Here is a 19,596-nt window from a genome sequence, read left to right as displayed (position 1 = left end):
CATGAGTGAAGAGACATACAGATGGCCTTACGCCAATGAGATTGGGGCTGAGGAGACTGTAACCAGCGACGTCCTGGTTCTGGGCGGCGGGCTGGCGGGATGTTTTGCCGCCATAGCAGCAGCCAGAAAAGGAAAATCCGTGGTGCTGGTGGAAAAGGGAGCCGTGGAACGAAGCGGATCTGCCGGAACGGGGTTTGACCACTGGGAATCAGCCTGCACCAATCCCTGTTCCGGAGTGACACCAGAGGAAATCGCAGAAGCCTATGTCCGTGAGCAGGACTGGTACAGCAACGGAATCGCCCACTATATCGAATGCCGTGAGGGATACGACCGAGTCCTGGACATGGAAGCTTTTGGGGGAAAGGTACGGGATACAGAGGATGAATTTAAGGGGGCGGAGTTTCGGGATGAGAAGACGAAGCTGATGTTTGCCTATGATTATAAAAACAAATTTACACTGCGTGTCTGGGGAACCACCTTTAAGCCGGCTCTGGCGCGGGAACTGAAAAGGCTGGGTGTGAAGGTGTATGAGAGGACGGAGGCAACGGCTCTTTTGACTGCGGTGCAGGATGGGAAGAAAAAGGGGGCCGGGGCCTGCGGCATGGATGTCCACACGGGAAAATTCTATATCTTCCGGTCAAAAGCCACGATTCTCACCATGTCCAGACCGGCCAGAGTCTGGCTGTTTAATCCGGATCTGGTAGGTTTATGTGAATTCCGACCCATGCAGAGCATCGGAAGCGGTCACGCCATGGGGTGGCGGGCCGGTGTAGAATTTACCATGATGGAGAAATCGGTGCGGGCAGAATTTTCCGGTGCCGGAAGAAGCTTTCCCGCATATGGAACAGGCAATAACCACAACACCTGGTATGCGGCCACCATGGTGGATGCCAGAGGCGTGGAGATTCCATACGTGGACCGTGACGGAAATGAACTGAAAACCGTTTCCCAGCGGTATTATCCGGCCAAAGGCCAGAAATTCTTCTTAAAAGGCGGTGTTATAGACAATCCTAAGTACGAATACCGCGGCCCGGAGACCCTGGACTTTGAGGAGCTGATCCGCCGGGGATACCAGCTTCCGTTTTATGCGGATTTGAGCCGTATGCCGGAGGATGAGCGCCGTGTCATATGGGGAATGATGGTTGGTGAGGAAGCAAAGACCAGAGTTCCGATTCTGGAGAATTATACGGAGCGGGGATTTGACCCGGAGACGAGTATGCTGCAAAGCTATGGAACCGGATGGCAGTCTGCCAGTTTTCTGGAACAGGAACGCCAGTTTTTCGGTGCTCCGGGCGGAATCATGCATGACTGGGACTTAATGACGAATATCGACGGCATCTATGCGGCCGGAGACCAGCTGTATGCTTCTGACTGTGCGGGGTTTGCCTGTGCCACCGGGTATTATGCGGGAAGAAAGGCGGCCGGTTACGCTTCGGATCACGAGATGGCGGATTTCAGCAGGAAAGAGGCTGATCGGGAAAAAGAGAGGCTGTATGCACCGCTTTACGTGGAGGAAGGAACCGGCTGGAAAGAGCTGAACATGGCGATATCCAAGACAATGCAGAACTACTGCGGCGGAGTGAAATGTGAGGCCCTTTTAAAGGAGGGACTCGATCTTTTGGAGAACTATGAGCGGGAGGTGGTACCTACTCTGACGTGCGCCAATCCTCACGATCTCATGAGAACCCATGAGGTGCTGGACATTTTGACTGTTGCGCAGCTGGTGCTTCACGCCTGTCTGCGGCGGCGTTCCAGTTCGCAACCGCTGTGCTTTCTGCGAAGTGATTATCCGCAGATGGACCCGGAAGGGGAACGGCGTCACATCGTCATCCGCCAGGAGGACGGCCAGGTGAGGGAACGAAGCGTTCCTCTCGATTTCTTCGGAAATCTCCAGGAGGAGTACGAACGGCGCAACCAGGATTATATGGGGGAGGTCAGCCATGAAAAAGCCTGAATTTACAGTGAGGCCGGTCGCCAGCAGTGCCAGGCCGATCATTTACGATGAGAGCCTCTGTATCGGATGCAACCGGTGCGCATCGGTCTGTCAGTGCGATATCCTGCTTCCATCAGAAGCGAAGGGAAAACCGCCCATCGTTATGTATCCGGGAGAATGCTACTACTGCGGCGCCTGCGTCATGGCGTGTCCGGTAAAAGGGGCTGTCAGACTGGAGCATCCGCTGATGAACCGGGCAAAGTTTGTGCCGGTGAGAGAGGGGCGGTAACAAATCAGAAGATGGATCTGGCACTCTTACAGTATGTTTATACTGTAGGAGTACACGGGTCCTCTTTTTATCTCTGAAAATAAAACGGGTTATGATTGAGAGATTGATTTTGGTGTGCTATGCTAATAAGAAAATCAGACCTGATGCATATGTGCTATGAAGAAATACACCTGTCAGGCCGAAATGGCATAAAGAGAGGATATAGGTGAATGAGAAATTTAAAGAAGTTTATTGATCAGAATGGAACACCTTTTTACAAAAAAGATCTGATGAATTTATTAACTCAGACTGGTATCGCATATGGCGATGTTGTGATTCTGCATGCTTCATTGCGTGCGTTCGGTTTTCTGTTTGGGGGAGAGCAAACCATGATTGAATCGATTCTGGAAACAATCGGTCCGGCGGGAACTTTGGTGATGCCCGCACAGACTACGCAGCTCGAAGATCCCAAATCATGGGAGAATCCTCCGGTTCCGGAGGCATGGCTGGCTGATATCCGAAACAGTATCGAGCCGTATGATCCGGGAAAAACTCCGGTGGCGGAGGAATTGGGGAAAGCAGCCGGCTATTTCGCCTTCTATCCTGGTTCGCGGCGAAGCAGCCATCCATTGTATTCATTCACCGCATATGGAAAAGAAGCCGGTTACATTACGAATAATCATAAGCTGGATTATGGGCTTGGCCATGAGTCCCCTCTGGCAAAGCTATATGAGATGGGTGCCAAGATTATTTTATTAGGAACAGATTTTGAATCCAATACATCAATCCACTTAGCTGAGTATCATTTGAACAGAGAGGATATCATTGAGCGCGCCCCTATATTAGTAAACGGAGAAAAAAAGTGGGTTGAATTTAAAAATGTGGAACTGGATATTTACGATGATTTCCGGGAAATAGAAAGGCTTTTTTATGAAAGGGGCTCTGACAAGACAATTATAAAGGAATTTGGCCCCTTTACCCCTTCTCTGGCAAAGGTAATGGATATGAAAGAATGCGTTGATTTCTGTACAGCGTATTATAAAAATAAATGATTAAAGCATTTACCGGCACTAAATGCCGGATGGAGAAAGTCAATAATTAAATAGTATGGAAAGAAGGCAGAGAGTACTGTTTCATCAGGATTCTCTGCCTTCTTTTTCATCAATTTGATAATGCAGTGCCATACAGAAGATAAATAAATGATAAATTATGTAAAAACATAGTGATATATAAGGTGCAATCGTTCTCATATATAATCCTTTAACAAAAGATAAAATCATGATAAAATATATTTGTATTAATAATTACCAATTATTTATCATGATAAGTAAAAATTATGTAAAAAAAGACAAGAAGCAAGAAAACCACTGTATTCAAACAGGTCATGTGTTTATCAGGCCTGTGAAATGTTCTGTCTGTGGAGTACGTAAGCAGCCCCAAAGACAGCGGCTGGGTTTAGAAAAAGGAGGAAAAAAGATGAAAAAGTGTTTATCAGTTTTACTGTCGGCGGTAATGGCAGCCTCTCTTCTGGGAGGATGCGGATCAGCGGATCAGAAACCGACGTCACCGGCTGCCACAGAATCCACTGCGGAAGGCAGTACAACGGCGGAAGCGGCACCAGCTCCGGAGAAGGCGGAGACGGCACCGGGTGAGAAAAAGCAGATTTCTCTGTGGTTCTGGAGCGCTCCGGCGGATCAGCAGGTTCTCTTAAAACAGATTATTGAGGACGACATCAATGCGGTTCAGGATGACTATGTATTAAACATTGAATTCCATGCGGGGAATGATCAGAACATTGCAACAGCGCTGGCAGCCAATGGTGGACCGGATATCGTCTTTACTTCAGGCCCCTCTTATGTGACCAATTACGCTTCGGCCGGTAAGCTGGAAAATCTGGACCGGTACGCGGAGAAGTACGGCTGGAACGACCGGCTGCTGGAACCGATCTACAATCTGGGTACTTACGAAGGATCGCTCTATGGCCTGTCGAACTCCCTGATGGTTATGGGCGTCTTCTATAATAAGAAAGTGCTCTCTGATAATGGCTGGGAAGTCCCGAAGACCATCGAGGAGATGGAGACAATCATGAAGGCGGCCCAGGAGAAAGGTCTTTACGGAAGCGTAACGGGCAATAAGGGATGGAAGCCTGTCAATGCCAACTATTCCAGCCTGTTTTTAAACCATATCGCGGGACCGGAAAAGGTGTATGAATGTCTGAAGGGCGAAGCGAAATGGAACAACCCCGATATGGTGGAGGCGCTGAATAAATCGGCAGAATGGTATCAGAACGGCTGGCTCGGCGGTGACAACTATACGGATCTGAACTTCGATGAGAGCGTCCAGCTTTTGTCCATGGGTATGGCGCCTTTCTTCGTCGGACCTTCCAATGTATTCCAGTGGGCACCAAAGTATTTCCGGGGTCTCACAGAAGACGATTTTGGATTCTTCCCGTTCCCGGCTACCAATGATAAGGTGAAATATCCGACCTATACGCTGGGGGTCACCTCCTGCCTGTCGATCAACGCTTTTTCTCCTTACAAGGACGAGTGTGCGGAGATTCTGGATAAGATCATGACGAACGACTTTATGGTCAAGCTGACGAAGGATTGGCCCGGATACTGGGCAATCCCGCTGAAGCAGTATGATATACCGGCAGATACCATGACGGGGATCTCCGCGGTGTTCTGCGACGTTATGATTGATACCTTAAAAGCGATTGAGGAAGGAAATTACGGATATTATACGACCAGCTTCTGTCCGCCGGCCACAGATGTCGCGCTGCAGGATATCGATGGTGTGTGGCTTGGGACCATGAGCGCGGAGGAGGTTTTAGACAGAACGGATGCGGAATTTGAGAAGGAACTTGCCAATGGCCTGGTAGTCCCGCTGCCAAAACGGTAGAACGGGCGGGCAAATCAGTTTAGGAGGAGACAGAGCCGGACGGGTATTACATGTCCGGCTCTGCTGCAAAGGAGGGTAAAAATGAAACGCAGACGAGATTATCTATTGCTTCTCCCGGCTTTTGTGCTGAGCATGGCCGTTGTGTTTATTCCAGGTGTGATGACGATATTTGCGTCATTCACGGACTGGAATGGCGTTTCCATGAATTTTCATTTCATAGGACTGCGGAATTTCTCCGAGCTTTTCGGTGATAAGATATTCTGGAGGGCAATCTATGACAATGTGAGATGGGTTGCGCTGTTTCTGACAATTCCTGTGGTGATCGGACTTTTGACATCCGTGCTTCTGCTGAACCGCAGACACAAGGGACTGTACCAGATGCTGTTTTTATTCCCATATGTACTTGCGCCAGTGACCAATGTGGCCGTATGGCAGAACATTATTTACAATCCGATTTTCGGACTGGTGGGCTATTTAAACCGTCAGGGCTTTCATATTCCATCTCTGCTCAGCGATATGAAAACCGCTTTGTATGCGGTTGCTGCCACAGATATCTGGCACTACTGGGGATTTTTAATGGTGGTCTACTTAGCCTCCTTAAGGCAGACGCCGGAGGATCAGGTGGAGGCGGCCCGGGTGGAAGGATGCAGCGGATGGCAGCTGTTTCGCTACGTCTATTTCCCCAATATGCTTCCAACCTTTAAACTGATGATGATCATGTCTGTCATAAATTCTTTCCTGACGTATGACTATGTCTACCTGATGACGTCGGGAGGTCCTGCGCACTCGACGGAGATGCTGAGTACCTATGCATATACGTTTGCATTTGCGTCTCTTCAGGTTGGAAAGGCGGCAGCTATCGCTCTCTTCATGAGCTTTTTCGGGCTGATTGCCTCCTTTGTCTACATCCACCTGTCACAAAATGAGATTATGTCATAGAGGCCAAGTGCCGGAAAGGAGTTTATATGGCAGTAATGGGTAAGAAAAAGCGGATCGTCACGCTGGTTACGGTTCATGCGATCCTGATTCTGCTGGTGATCACGGCGCTGTTTCCAATTGCACTCGTCGTGCTTAACAGCTTCAAGCCCCATGTGGCGATTGTCGCCAATCCGCTGTCCTGGCCGGAGAGCTTTACGCCGGTCAACTATACCAGCGCATGGAGCTATGCCAAGTTCGGCATCGGGTTTAAAAACAGTATCATTCTGGCGGCCTGTACGATAGTGATTGTGCTGTTTACCTCGACCCTGGGCGGCTATGTGCTCGCCACAAGAAGAGGAAAAGTGGTGAATCTGGCGCTTGTGTATTTCATGATTGTTATGACGATCCCGATTCAGCTGTTTTTATTTCCGCTTTATTATGTGATGTCCTATTTAAAACTCGTGGGTACGGTTGTGCCGATCAGCTTCATTCTTGCAGCCAGAAATATACCGCTGGCGCTGTTTCTGATGCGGACATTCTTTTTAAACGTTCCCAAAGAACTGGAGGAAGCCGCCAGAATTGACGGAGCCAATACGGGACACGTATTGTGGTATGTTATGGCGCCCGTTGTGTCTCCCGGCCTTCTGACCGTCAGCGTAATCGTGGGCCTTAACGCATGGAATGAGTTCCTGATCACCTCGACCTTTCTTCAGGGTGAGAAAAATTTCACTGCAACGCTGATGCTTCGCAGCATGTCAGGGCAGTTTGGATCGGACATCGGGATTATGATGGCCGGAGCCATGATCTTAATCGCGCCAGTCCTCATTTTCTTTATGATCACACAGCGCTATTTCATCGACGGGCTGGTCTCCGGATCTGTCAAGGGTTGAGTGCGTCAAAAAAAGAGATAGAAAGGAACACTTTAAATGAAAGCATTTTTAATTCTGATTGACAGTTTAAACCGTCATTTCCTTCCGTGCTATAATCCGGATACTAAGGTGATGGCAGAACACCTGACCAGATTTTCACAGGAAAATATTACCTTTGATTCCCATTACGTGGCTTCCGCTCCCTGCATGCCTGCAAGACGGGATATCTTTACGGGGAGAATCAATTTTCTGGAGAGAAACTGGGGCGGTATGGAACCATTTGATGTTACACTCATCAGTAAACTTCGGGAGCATGGGATTTTCACACATATTACAACGGACCATCCACACTATTTTGAGATCGGTGGGGAGAACTACTGCCAGATGTTTCATACGTGGAACTTTGAGCGGGGGCAGGAAGGGGATGTCTGGGTATCGAGAGTGAAGGGAAGCGATATTCCCCAGCCGCATTATGGAAAGGTCAATCGTCAGAATCAGTTAAACCGTCTGGCCTATACGAAGGAGGAGGAGTATCCGACGCCGAGAACTTTTAGGTCTGCATGTAACTGGATTGACAGCAACCGCGATGCGGATGATTACTTCATGATGGTCGAAGCCTTTGATCCCCATGAGCCTTTTGACTGTACGGAAAATTACAGGGAACTGTATCCCGATGCGTATGACGGACCGTATTTCGACTGGCCGTCATACCAGGCGCTTAATGAGGAGACTCCGGAGGCAATGGAACATTTGCGGAATGAGTATTCGGCAACGCTGACCATGATGGATCACTGGTTTGGAACGTTTATTCAGAAGCTTAAGGATACGGGGATATATGATGAATCCCTCATTGTGGTGACGTCGGATCACGGCCATATGCTGGGGGAACACGGATTTGCGGCGAAAAATTTCATGCCTGCCTACCAGGAGCTGGTTCATATTCCGCTGTTCGTTCATCTGCCCGGTTCTGCATATGCGGGCAAACGGATCAGCAGTCTGACACAGAATATTGATCTGATGCCGACGTTTCTGGAGTATTTTAAGACAGAGACGCCAAAGACCGTACAGGGAAAGAGCCTGCTGCCAATGATTCCGCATGATACGCCGGTTCGTGATAAGGCGGTCTATGGCTGGTTTGGCAAAGCGGTTAATGTGACGGACGGAACACATACCTATTTCCGTGCTCCGGTATCCGAAGATAATCAGCCGTGCTTTCTGTATGGTGCGATGCCGACCACATTTTTGAAGTATTGGGATATAAAACCAGGGGATTATGAGATGGGAACGTTTCTGCCGTATACGGATTTCCCGGTCTATAAGGTCAGATACCGGGTGGAAGGCCATTATCCGGAATGTCCGGAAGGACTGGACTATGTGCGGGAGAATTTACTGTTTGACATTCAGTCAGATCCATGTCAGAACAGACCGATAAAAGATAAGGCGCTGGAACTGGAAATGATTGAGAAGCTGCGCGCCGCACTTTTGGAATATCAGGCGCCGCAGGAACAGCTGATACGTCTCGGAATAAAAGAAAACAGAGGTGAAACCGTTGAAGAAACCAAACGTTATCATGATTAACAGCGACCATCAGGCACTGCATCAGTGGACATTCTATGAAAACAAGCCGTATCGGCCGTTTTTCGAACAATTTGTGGAGGAAGGAGCGGAATTTACACACGCCTGCTGTGCGGCGCCTCTGTGCGGGCCGTCGAGAAGAACGCTTCTCACAGGTCTGTATCCGCATGCACATAAACAGTATCACAATGAGACCAATCCGCCGTACAGCGATGAAGTCTATCTGGATTCTCTGGCCGAAGCAGGGTATCGGAACTACTATTTTGGCAAATGGCATGCAGGGCCGGGGTGTGCGCTGGACCACCACTGCGAAGGATTGTCTCCGGAGGAGTATGGGAACCCATATGTCACAAAGGAATATAAAGACTATTTGAAAAAACGGAATCTTCCGGCGGCCGCTCACCGGATCGAAAGGGTCTTTTTCTGGGCGGATAAGAGCCAGCAGGCGTATCAGAAGGGCTCTCCGGATGAAGTGCCGAGAAATGGAGAACTCTTTAAACTGCAGGATCCCAGGCACTGCTGTGAAGCCGCTTACGGAATTACGGTGACTCCCAAGGAAACATTGGAATTTTTCTTCCTGTCAGAATTGGCATGTGAAAAACTGGAAGAACTGAGCGCAGATGGAGAGGAGGCTCCATTTTCCCTGAGAGTGGATTTCTGGGGACCTCATCAGCCATACTTTCCAACTCAGGAGTATTATGATCTGTATAAGGATGTCTCTTATCCGCCCTATGCCAGTTTCAGCAGCGGCCTCGATGGGAAACCGGAGGTTTATTTCACGGAGAAAAATGTACCGATCGGAAAAGACAACCGCATCGTTATTCCCAATGCTCTTGACTGGAAAGAATATGAAGAAATGCTCAAATGCTGTGCGGCGCAGATTACAATGATCGACGAGGCTGTCGGCAGAATACTGGATAAGGTAAAGGAACTGGGAATGGAAGAAAATACGATCATTATCTGGACTGCCGACCATGGCGACGGTCTTGCCTGTCACGGAGGCCATTTCGACAAAGGGTCGTATTTATCCCAGGAGGTTTTAAGAGTTCCTTTAGGAATCAAGTGGAAAGGAACCATAGAGGCGGGAATGAAGATCGATGCTCCGGTCTGCACGGTCGATGTGCCTGTGACAATTATGGAGGCGGCCGGATTAACGTACAAAAACAGCGTGCACGGAGAAAGCCTGATTCCGATCTGCCAGGGAAAACGGAAGCCGGAGTACGCAGTGAGCGAAACGTATGGTCTTGGGTATGGGGAGTATGTGAAGGCAAGGGCAGTCACGGATGAAAATTACAAGCTGATTGCTACGCTGGGACAGACCTATGAACTGTATGATTTGAAGGCTGATCCGTATGAGCTGAAAAACCGGTATGACGATCCGGACTACCGTGCGGTTCAGGCAGAGATGACGAAGAAATTAAAAGAGTGGCAGAGGGAAACCGGCGACAATATTCCGTTTTTTCATTGAGACAGATTACCATCGAACGGAGGTTAGGGGTATCATACAGAGAGGAGAAGGTATGACATTAAAAGAAATTGCACAGGAGACCGGACTGTCTGTTTCGACAGTATCCAGGATTATCAATAAAGAAAACTACAAGTGCACCTCACGGGAAGCGGAAGCCAGAGTGTGGGAGATTGTACGGAACTCAGGCTATACCCCTAACCTGATGGCAAAAGAGTTAAAAAAGAACGGGTCAAAAAGACCAATGAGCCGTAATATCTCCTGCCTTTTTGCCAGAACGGAAAATTCTGTGGCAGAACAGTTTTTTTCTCCGATAGCACAGGCGGTAGAACAGGAAGCCCTTGTTCAGGGCTGTCCCCTCGGCTATTCTTTTTCCATGCTGCATATTTCAGAAATACAGAATGAGAGGATCAGCCAGCTGGAAAAGGATGGGATCGTTGTGCTGGGAAAACCGGGAAGCGATCTGGACCAGCTTTTGCGGGATAAATTCAAGAATGTGGTGGTGGTTGGGATTGATGTGAATGAGGTCCCGTTTGACCGGGTCCGGTGTGACGGATACGAGGCAGCGAAAACCGCGATCCGGTATTTGTATGATTTAGGCCACCGCAGAATCGGTTACGCGGGATTAAAAGACATTTCTGCATATGATGCATATTTTGATTTCTTTACCGAGCACAACATGAAGATCGATGAATCTGTGATCCATGGCTATAAGTCTGCATTCGGGATTGACTATAAAGCGGCCTGTGCCTTCCTTCAGGCAGAGAAGGATCTGCTTCCAACGGCATATTTCTGCAGCTGTGATATGATTGCGGTCGGAATTATCCGGGCGTGCCGGGAACTTAAGATTAAGGTGCCGGAAGAATTATCGGTTGTAGGAATTGATAATATCGAGATGGGACAGATTGTTTCGCCAATGCTGACGACCGTCAATGTGCCCGTGAGGGAGATGGGGCGCATGGCTGTGAAGATTCTGCTGGACCGGATCAATAAGGGGCATACATCGGCAGTCAATATCGAGTTTCCGACAGAACTTGTAAGAAGAGAAAGCTGCGTGGCGCTGCCCGTGAAAAAGGCGTGAGGTCTCTGCAGCAGTGATAATCACGGGGACCTCCCATCTCCTGCTTCCATCTTGCAAAATTTTCCCGGCGAGGTATAATAAACAGGGACTATACTGCCGAATAACGGTATCATTTGATATACGGGGGAAATGTTTGTGGAAAAGGATGAGGGATTATACCGCCGCTTTCTGTCGCTGGCGGTCGTTCTGGTGCTGCAGAATGTGGTGACGCTGAGCGTAAATCTGGCGGACAATATGATGCTGGGAGCATACAGCGAGACGGCTCTGGCCGGGGTGGCCGCAGTCAATCAGATTCAGTTCGTCTATCAGCAGCTTCTGCACGCGCTGGGAGACGGTGTGGTAATTGTGGGCAGCCAGTACTGGGGGAAGAATCAGACTGCGCCCATGAAAAGGCTGGCATCGGCGGCCATGCGCTTTGGGCTGGTTCTGTCCATCGCTCTGTTTGGGGTCGTGAGCCTGATTCCATACCGTGTTATGGGAATTTTCACACGGGACAGCGGAATCATCGCAGAGGGTGCCCGGTACTTAAATATTATCCGATTTACCTACCTGTTTTTTGCAGTGACACAGATTCTTCTGGCTACTCTCCGCAGTGTCGAGACAGTAAAAATCGCGTTTAAACTGTCTGTTCTCACTCTGTTCGTCAACTGCGGCATCAATTACGTTCTGATAAACGGTCATTTCGGTGCTCCGGAGATGGGCGTGAAGGGCGCTGCCATCGGCACTCTGGCTGCGCGGATTCTGGAATGTATTGTTCTACTTCTCTACATATCGAAAAGAGAGCGGAAGCTTAACTTAAAATGGCGGGATTATCTCGCGTGGGACCGCATCCTGACCGGTGACTACTTAAAAGTTACGATTCCCATGCTCACTGTACAGGGGCTCTGGGGTGTCAATACGGCGCTGCAGACGGTCATTCTGGGGCACATGACGGCCAATGCCATCGCAGCCAACAGTGTAGCGTCGACCCTGTTTTTGATGGTGAAGTCCATGGCGGTGGGATCGGCTGCGGCCACGTCCGTCATGATCGGAAAGGCAGTTGGAAGCGGAGACCGTGACCGGGCCGTAAGCTACGCGCGAAGCCTGCAGAGAATCTTCGTTCTGATCGGAATCGTGTCCGGCACCCTTCTTTTCTTTATCCGGATACCGGTACTAAGCCTGTATGACCTTTCGGCGGAAACCCGGGAGATGGCAAACACGTTCCTGGTTATTTTAAGCGTTGTATGCGTGGGGATGTCCTATCAGATGCCGACGAATAACGGAATTATCCGCGGTGGGGGAAATCCCATGTTCGTGGTTAAGATGGATTTAATCAGTATCTGGCTGATCGTCATACCGGTCTCCCTTTTCATGGCATTTGTCGTAAAGGCTTCTCCGGTCGTGGTAGTCTGCTGCCTGAATGCGGATCAGATTTTTAAGGTGGTTCCTGCCTTCCTTGAGGTGAGGTACGGAAACTGGATGAGGAAGCTGACGAGAGATTAGAGACCCGAACTCCCAAACTGTGCCGAAGAAGAACTATGGCAAAAAATAGTAGTTGATAAAAGAACGTATGTTCTGTATAATGATACTATGATTGTCAGAACGCAGAGTTCAGGGAGGAGATTCTGGAGATGGAAAAATTACTGGATGTGATAGAGCGGAAGGACGCTTTGGTGATAGCCCTGTCGGATGGCCATATCCGTGCTGTGGACTTAAGCGGGTATCATCGCGGGAATGAAGCGGAGATATCCGCGGAAGAACTGTATGAGGAAGGCAAGAGGGTCTATACGATCCTGACCGAGGACATGGAACAGTTGCAGAACTGTGAGTACATATTCCGGGAAGATGCCATGTGGGTCCGGTATGGGAGTAAGCTTCACGAGGAACTGCAGGAACACCGTCTGCAGGAACTTCTGGACCGGGAGATCTACTGCGAGGACGAAAACGGCATGCAGTAAACAGAAAATCATTGGCTGAAACGGAACTTACGTGCTGAAAAAGAAACGTGCCGGACTGCCGGGAAATACGATGATTTCCGGCGGTTCGGCACGTTTTTCTGCCTGTTGGTCATTTTTATTTCTGGTCTTTTGCAGGTATGGTATCAAAAAAGCGTCAAATTAAACCGTTATGTTCGATTGTCAAATTACCTTTTGATGGGGAATCATGCTTATGAATTTATAAACAGGCTGGCTGTATTAAAATAACCGGTAAAATCCACTGTGCTAAAATCTGTTGTGTCAACTTTTATTATTTTTCCGCCGATATGAAACATATCGAGATTATGGCACCATTTATCGAACTCATTATAAGAAGGAATAAATCCCATTTTATTTACCTGTCCTCGTTCGAGAGTATTTTCGCGTTCGATAAAACGCTGATGCAAGACCTGTGTATCGCCCATAAACTGAAACGTCAATGGTGTATAATCATATTTATGAATCAATGTTTTTATTACACTGGATTCGTCTGTCTTTTTGATTCCCGCAGGTGCAAAATTCCCTTCGATAATGAATGGATATCCTGTTTCCATAAGTCGTTCCGTTACATACATCATGGCGTCAAATGTAACAGCAGAAAAACGACTGCTTTCATATCGGTCTGCGATAGACAGGCTGCTGCATAATGCAATCTTAAAGGTATCTTTTATCAGATATGGTATAGTCAGCGTTTTGGATAATTGTACTGCAAAAGTAGATTTTCCAGAGGCCAGATACCCCTCAATAACAATAATTTTTTTATTCAAGCGAACACCTCCTGATAGAAATGAGTGATTAGTTCATTTTTTATAGAAACAGTTCCCATCCACAACCGTATAGGAAGCGTAGCTGTTATAGTCGGCGCGCTTTGCTGATTGAAAGAAAAGGTAGTCTCCGATATTGTTTGAACCGGAGAGAGCAGCCTTCGCAGCTTTTAATGCATCGGAGGAAGGTCCTTTTGCCAGATATTTATCCAGAAGGCCTGATGTGGCGCCTGGAAACTGGCCGTCGGCATAGATGACGTCTGTGATGGAATTTCCCCAGCGTCCGGATTTTACCCGGTTGACTATGACGCTGGCCACAGCCAGCTGGCCATCATAGGAACGGCTGCCGGATTCCATCATTACACAGGCTGCCATTAAGTAGATTTCATCAGAGGAGGCATTGATCACATACTTCGGTTTTTCTTCCTCTTTCTTCTTTTCTTTACTCTCCGCAGTCTTTAATGCAGCCTGCTCGGCCTCCATGCTGACTGCTTTCCCTGGAGTAAGACTCACCTTTGCATACTGACTGGAAATATAGCCGGAGGTATCCGAGGACAGCTGAACCCTGATCCAGCCGTCGGACTCTTCAAGAACCGGATAATAATCGTCTGCCGCAGCAAGTCCGATGATTGCCGCGTCGGTGGAAGGAGTCTCGCGTACATGCAGTGTCTGTGTAGTAACCCTGGCTGTAAACAGCCCCAGTTCTTTGGCTAAGGGCTTGATATCCTGGCCGAATACGAGATAATCGTTTTTCAGCCAGCCTTCCAGGCCGCCGGACCGGATCTTTGTCCAGCCGTCTTTCTTTTCCAGAACTGTGCCGCCGGCTCCCCGATAGCATTTGCCCAGAACTCTTCCTTCCAGAGAGGGCTCGGCCCGCAGATTGAGGACGTCGGTGACATTGGCTACAGCCTTGTTATCATATTCGGAGGCAGCAGGAGCGTAGGTTACCGGAACTTCTTTTCGCTCGATACCGGCCTGGGGAACCGAAAACGCCGATTTGACGCTGACGGAACCGCCGCCGGTGACAATATCTGTCTTCGCCGTATCCGGCAGAGACAAAGTCAGGTGTCCCGGCGATGAAAACGCGGTAAGACTCAAAGCAGCTGCAATGGCAGCAGCAGTTAAGACGGCGCGGTTTTCCCGGGTATTTTTCCATGGATGCTTCATAAAAACCTCTGATTTTCTGTAAAATTGTGGATTCCCATAAATGTTACAAAAATATTACAAAAAATACTATAGCAATTTTTTGTATACTTGTCAAGTTTCGACACGATTTGCACACTGGCCGCGCCGGCTGGCAGCAGACGGCGTCGGACCTGCGGGCATCGGATGGCGGTAGTTCCTGCTTGATAATTTTACTCAAATATATTATGATTTGGATAACATGACAGAGGAGGATAATATGGAACTTTTAACGAACGCAGGCTGTGATGTAATTCAGGGCTATCTATTCGCAGAACCGATGCCGAAGGAAGCGTTTGAAGCAATGCCGGGCAGCACGGATCATGTCCATGAATCATCGTGAGCAGGGTGGTTGAGTCAGGGGCACCGGTATTTCACAGGCTGTATCACCCGATTACATCGCGTCCGTTCCTGTCGGACCGAAGTTACAGGGAATACAGCCCGTGTGAATTGCTGCGCCCTTATATTTTATGCTATTGGACTATGGAAGATGAGGTCCCGCAGGAGATGGACGGAAAGGAACCGGGGGCTCCGGTTCTGGTGATTCCGGATACGTGTGCAGACATTATCGTCCGCATCAACCATACGAGACAGGAGATTTCCGGATTCCTGTGCGGAATTCAGGATCAGCCGTTTCATTCCGTTCCCCATGTCAGCGGGGACGAGGTCAGCTGTTTTGCAATCCGGTTCTATTTCTGGAGCGCCGGGCTTTTTCTGAATTTAAATTATAAAGAGACTTCGAACACTACGATTGGACTGGAGGAGCTGGGCAGGGACTGGAGCCTGCTGTTAGAACCGTTTTTCTATCTGACCGGCATGGAGGAGCGGATCGCTCACGTGGAGAAATTCCTGCTGAAAAAACTGGCGTCAATCGAGTGGAATCCGGATCTCTTCAATGCGGTCCACCGGATTCTTGCTTCATCCGGAAGGATCTCCGTGAAGGACATCTGCGAGTACAGCTGTGTCAGCCAGAGACAGATGGAGCGGATCTTCTTAAAAGAGGCGGGGCTGCCGATCAAACGGATCGCAGGCATGGTACGGTATCAGAATGTGTGGAGAGAGATGGCGTTCAGGGAGGCATTTGACATTCAGGATGCGGTTTACCGCTACGGTTATACCGATCAGGCCCACCTGCTGAAGGAATTCCGGCGCTATCACGGGATGGCGCCGGAGGAGGCGCGGCGGATCGCGCGGCTGAACCGGTAGCATGTCGTATTTTTACAATACAAATCGGCCGGTTTCTGGTATCGTATCGGTTACAACACGGAAGGAGATCAGGAATATGAAAGTACTTAACCGAGAGGATTACCAGGAGATACGCAGCTGGATTCACCGCAATGCAAGACAACTGGAGCTGTCTGTCTGGAATTATTTTTTTGAGAATGGAAGCCGGGAGGCTGTAATCGATGCGCTGTCCTATTACCAGAATGAGGACGGGGGCTTTGGAAATGCGGTCGAGCCGGATGTGTGGAATCCGGAGTCATCGCCTTACGCTACGATGGTGGTGACGGGAATCTTGAGAAGAACAGGAGCGGCCGATGATATGGGAGCCGGTCATCCCATGATGCAGGGGATATTCCGCTATCTGGGAAGCGGCGCCGGCAGCGACGAGGACGGCTGGCTGTTTTCTGTTCCCTCCAATGATGCATGGCCCCGCGCTCCATGGTGGAGCTATGACGAGGCAGAGAATAAGCTTCAGAGCATGGGAATTACCGCCGGACTGTGTGCCTTTATCCTTCATTACGGTGAAAAGGAGTCCGGGATATACCAGACGGCACTTGAACATACGGAAAAGATCTTAAAAAAGGCGGCGGCGACAGAGGATTTCGGGGAGATGGGAGCCGGAGGAGTCTGCATGCTGCTGGGAGAAGTGATGATGAGCGAGGCAGAAGTGTCATTCTCCTGTGAAGCACTGATGGGGAAAATGGCAGAGGTTGTAAACCGTTCCATCGAGCGCGATACAGAGAAGTGGGCTGGCTATACACCGCGGCCATCAGAGTTTATCTGGGGACCGGACAGCCCCTTTTACAAGGGGAATGAAGAGATCGTGGAAAAGGAGCTGGATTATCTCATTGATACGAGAAAACCGGGTGGAGTGTGGGATATCACATGGACCTGGTTTGCATTGGGGGAAAAGTACCCGAAAGAATTTGCAGTCAGCGAGAACTGGTGGAAGGCGTCCAAGGCGATCGAGAAGCTGGGATTCTTAATGAGCTTTGGAAGAGTAAAAACAGAAGCGTAAGCAATCATACCGCAAGATTCTTTTAAGGTCTGCGGCCGTGTTTTCCGATTATAGGAGAACACGGCCGTATTATTTTACCGTAAAGGCTAAGAATGCATTGAGTTTTAAGCCGGTATTCAGTATAATATGAGAGAGTGAACGTATGGTGAATGGAGGTAAAAACATGAAGTATTATATGGTAGAAGGATTGATACTGGATGCGGACCGTATGAATGATGCGATTATGAAGGAACATATGGCGTATACGCAGAAGGCCATGGACAGCGGGATGATCTTTCTGTCGGGGCTTAAGACGGACAGGAGCGGCGGTGCCTTTCTCATGAAAGCGGAGAATCCGGAGGAAATAGAGTCATATCTGGCCTCAGAACCTTTTAAACTGTATGGGATACAGGATTATAGATGGGCGGAGTTTGATATCCATTATATCAATCCACAGCCGGAGCAATGGTTCCAAAACTGATGCGCTTCCGGTAATCAGACAGGAGGATGAAGCATGAAAAAAGCCATCACGTTCAGACTGTGTGCCGTGATCATTACCGCCATGGTAATGATGGCGCTTCTGGGCTATTATCTGCAGACGAAGTCGGCAAAAGAGGCGATGAGAACGAATTCGGAGCTCCGGTTCAATCAGGTTTCGGAGGTCCTCGAACGGAATGATACGGAGATCGGGGAACTGCGGGAGAATCTGAAGGAGGATTATTTCATCCGGGCAAAAGCGGCGGCATATATCGTGCAGAAACAGCCTGAGGTGGCGGACGACTTGGAAGAGATGAGAAAGATTGCATCACTGCTCCGGGTCGATGAACTTCATCTTTTTGATAAGAAGGGCCGTCTTTACGCCGGTTCCGAACCGAAATACTACGATTATACATTTCAATCCGGTGAACAGATGCAGTATTTTCTGCCTATGCTGGACGACTATACTCTTCAGCTCTGCCAGGATGTGACGCCGAATACCGCGGAAGGTAAGATGATGCAGTACGTCGCGGTGTGGAGAGAGGATCACGAGGGGATTGTACAGATCGGGATGGAACCGGCCCGCCTGATGGCAGCTATGGAAAAAAATGAACTCTCTTACGTATTTTCCATGATGACGACCGAGAGCGGGGTCACTATTTTTGCAGTTGACCGGGAGACGGGAACGATTGTCGGATCTACGGGAGATATTCCGGCAGGAACCACGGCAGAAGCTCTCGGGCTTCATCTGCCTGAAGACATGGAGACAGGCGTCCCCTATGAAAGGGAACTGGATATCAGCGGAACGAAAAATTACTGCCTGGTGGAGCTGACGGATGGGATCGTGGTGGGGGTCAGCGCCACATACGAGAAACTCTATGAAAATGTTCCGAACAATATGATGCTGATCCTGTTCAGCCTGTGCGTACTTTCCTTTGTCACCGTGTTCCTGATTGTTAAAATGCTGGATAAATTTATTTTAAGTGATATTTACGGGACGATAGAAGGAACAAAGAAGATCGCGGCCGGCAATCTTGATTACAGGCTGGAGATCGACCATACGCCGGAATTTAAAGAGCTGAGCGCCAACATTAACCGGATGGTGGGAAGCCTTCTGGAGGCGACCGGCAAGCTGTCTTTCGTGTTCCAGAGTGTCGATATTCCGATTGCTGTTTACGAGTATAATCAGGACATGAGGCGTGTACTGGCGACGAAAAAGCTGGGAGAGATTCTGATGATACCGGAGGAAGAACTTCGCACTGTACTTGCGGACAGGACGCTTTTCGTGGAACGAATCAGGGAGCTGTGCGCCGAACCGCTGGCTGAAGAGAAGGAAGTATACCTCCTGGAAGGGAGCGAGCGCCGTTATGTAAGGATTACGTCGTATGAAGGGGAGGGAAGGACGCTGGGAATCGTCATCGATGTGACAGAGGCGATCGTGGAGAAACAGCAGATTGAACAGGAACGGGATATTGATCTGCTTACCGGCCTCCTGACGAGGCGGGCCTTTTTCCGTACGGCGGACCAGCTGTTTGCAGATCCGGGGCGGATGAAGACGGCGATGCTTCTGATGATGGATCTGGATAATCTGAAACATGTCAATGATACCTGGGGCCATGAGTATGGTGATAAGCTTCTGAAGGCGGCGGCCGATTTATTTGCCGGTCTGAAGGCTCCTGAGAAAGTGGCGGCCCGGCTGAGCGGAGATGAGTTTGTACTGCTGATCTACGGCGCAGATGAAAAAGAGGAACTCTATGCATGTCTAGAGCGGCTGGAAAAGAGTATAAGGGAAGCCAGGCTTGCACTGCCGGAAGGCGGGGAGGCTGAGATCAGTGTATCGGGCGGCTATTTGATCTATCCGGAGGTCGGCTGTGACTGCACAGAGATGCTTCATCTGGCTGATCAGGCGATGTACCGGGTGAAGAAGAGCGGAAAAGGCCGGTTTGAGAAGTATGGCCGGTAGAACCACAGGACTTTTCGAAGGAGG

The 19,596-nt window shown here is 49.3% G+C and carries 18 protein-coding genes; 16 read left to right on the top strand and 2 right to left on the bottom strand.

Annotation, left to right across the window (positions count from 1 at the left end):
* Position 1: 1 nt before the first annotated feature.
* From NE473_RS25315 to NE473_RS25265, 11 genes are all read left to right on the top strand, one after another.
* Complete coding sequence (locus NE473_RS25315) at positions 2–1,954, top strand: FAD-dependent oxidoreductase (RefSeq protein ID WP_055649513.1); 1,953 nt, start codon at positions 2–4, stop codon at positions 1,952–1,954.
* Positions 1,941–2,222, top strand: coding sequence for a 4Fe-4S dicluster domain-containing protein (locus tag NE473_RS25310; protein WP_055649512.1), 282 nt, complete (start codon positions 1,941–1,943; stop codon positions 2,220–2,222). Before NE473_RS25315 ends, NE473_RS25310 begins: the two co-directional genes overlap by 14 nt.
* A 209-nt stretch (positions 2,223–2,431) precedes the next feature.
* Positions 2,432–3,253: an AAC(3) family N-acetyltransferase gene (locus tag NE473_RS25305; protein WP_055649511.1), complete on the top strand. Its 822-nt coding sequence runs from the start codon at positions 2,432–2,434 to the stop codon at positions 3,251–3,253.
* Positions 3,254–3,677: 424 nt separating this feature from the next.
* The gene (locus NE473_RS25300) at positions 3,678–5,102 is read left to right on the top strand and encodes an ABC transporter substrate-binding protein (RefSeq protein ID WP_055649510.1); all 1,425 of its coding nucleotides are present in this window, start codon (positions 3,678–3,680) and stop codon (positions 5,100–5,102) included.
* A gap of 81 nt (positions 5,103–5,183) precedes the next feature.
* The gene (locus NE473_RS25295; protein ID WP_006775444.1) at positions 5,184–6,041 is read left to right on the top strand and encodes a carbohydrate ABC transporter permease; all 858 of its coding nucleotides are present in this window, start codon (positions 5,184–5,186) and stop codon (positions 6,039–6,041) included.
* Positions 6,042–6,067: 26 nt separating this feature from the next.
* Entirely contained in the window at positions 6,068–6,910 is an 843-nt protein-coding gene (locus tag NE473_RS25290) for a carbohydrate ABC transporter permease (protein ID WP_006775445.1), read from the top strand.
* A gap of 36 nt (positions 6,911–6,946) precedes the next feature.
* Complete coding sequence (locus NE473_RS25285; protein WP_055649508.1) at positions 6,947–8,467, top strand: sulfatase; 1,521 nt, start codon at positions 6,947–6,949, stop codon at positions 8,465–8,467.
* On the top strand, positions 8,439–9,932 hold the full coding sequence (locus NE473_RS25280; protein WP_242866086.1) for a sulfatase-like hydrolase/transferase: 1,494 nt from the start codon (positions 8,439–8,441) through the stop codon (positions 9,930–9,932). The genes NE473_RS25285 and NE473_RS25280 overlap by 29 nt, the downstream gene beginning before the upstream one ends.
* Positions 9,913–11,010, top strand: a complete 1,098-nt coding sequence (locus NE473_RS25275; protein WP_341465586.1) for a substrate-binding domain-containing protein — start codon at positions 9,913–9,915, stop codon at positions 11,008–11,010. Before NE473_RS25280 ends, NE473_RS25275 begins: the two co-directional genes overlap by 20 nt.
* Positions 11,011–11,139: 129 nt before the next feature.
* Positions 11,140–12,492 (top strand): MATE family efflux transporter, encoded by a 1,353-nt coding sequence (locus NE473_RS25270; RefSeq protein ID WP_055649505.1) that lies wholly within the window; start codon positions 11,140–11,142, stop codon positions 12,490–12,492.
* Between the two features lie 128 nt (positions 12,493–12,620).
* Complete coding sequence (locus NE473_RS25265) at positions 12,621–12,947, top strand: hypothetical protein (RefSeq protein ID WP_055649504.1); 327 nt, start codon at positions 12,621–12,623, stop codon at positions 12,945–12,947.
* Between the two features lie 209 nt (positions 12,948–13,156).
* On the opposite strand, the gene NE473_RS25260 is transcribed toward NE473_RS25265, so the two are convergent.
* Positions 13,157–13,732, bottom strand: a complete 576-nt coding sequence (locus tag NE473_RS25260) for a P-loop nucleotide/nucleoside kinase family protein (protein WP_055649503.1) — start codon at positions 13,730–13,732, stop codon at positions 13,157–13,159.
* Between the two features lie 33 nt (positions 13,733–13,765).
* Positions 13,766–14,896, bottom strand: coding sequence for an SH3 domain-containing protein (locus tag NE473_RS25255; protein ID WP_055649502.1), 1,131 nt, complete (start codon positions 14,894–14,896; stop codon positions 13,766–13,768).
* Positions 14,897–15,131: 235 nt separating this feature from the next.
* Between NE473_RS25255 and NE473_RS25250 the strand changes: the two genes are divergently transcribed.
* From NE473_RS25250 to NE473_RS25230, 5 genes are all read left to right on the top strand, one after another.
* The gene (locus NE473_RS25250) at positions 15,132–15,254 is read left to right on the top strand and encodes a hypothetical protein (protein ID WP_256265408.1); all 123 of its coding nucleotides are present in this window, start codon (positions 15,132–15,134) and stop codon (positions 15,252–15,254) included.
* Positions 15,251–16,117 carry a helix-turn-helix domain-containing protein gene (locus NE473_RS25245; RefSeq protein WP_242866085.1) on the top strand — a complete coding sequence of 289 codons (867 nt, stop codon included), beginning with the start codon at positions 15,251–15,253 and terminating at the stop codon, positions 16,115–16,117. Before NE473_RS25250 ends, NE473_RS25245 begins: the two co-directional genes overlap by 4 nt.
* Positions 16,118–16,193: 76 nt before the next feature.
* Complete coding sequence (locus NE473_RS25240; RefSeq protein ID WP_055649566.1) at positions 16,194–17,153, top strand: hypothetical protein; 960 nt, start codon at positions 16,194–16,196, stop codon at positions 17,151–17,153.
* 163 nt (positions 17,154–17,316) lie between these two features.
* Positions 17,317–17,613 carry a YciI family protein gene (locus NE473_RS25235; RefSeq protein ID WP_055649501.1) on the top strand — a complete coding sequence of 99 codons (297 nt, stop codon included), beginning with the start codon at positions 17,317–17,319 and terminating at the stop codon, positions 17,611–17,613.
* Positions 17,614–17,646: 33 nt separating this feature from the next.
* Positions 17,647–19,572: a GGDEF domain-containing protein gene (locus NE473_RS25230; protein WP_055649500.1), complete on the top strand. Its 1,926-nt coding sequence runs from the start codon at positions 17,647–17,649 to the stop codon at positions 19,570–19,572.
* Positions 19,573–19,596: the final 24 nt, after the last annotated feature.

The organism is Hungatella sp. SL.1.14 (assembly GCF_024460495.1).
In the GTDB taxonomy this organism is placed as follows: Bacteria; Bacillota; Clostridia; order Lachnospirales; family Lachnospiraceae; genus Hungatella; species Hungatella hathewayi.
This window is presented reverse-complemented; position numbering and strand designations above follow the sequence as displayed.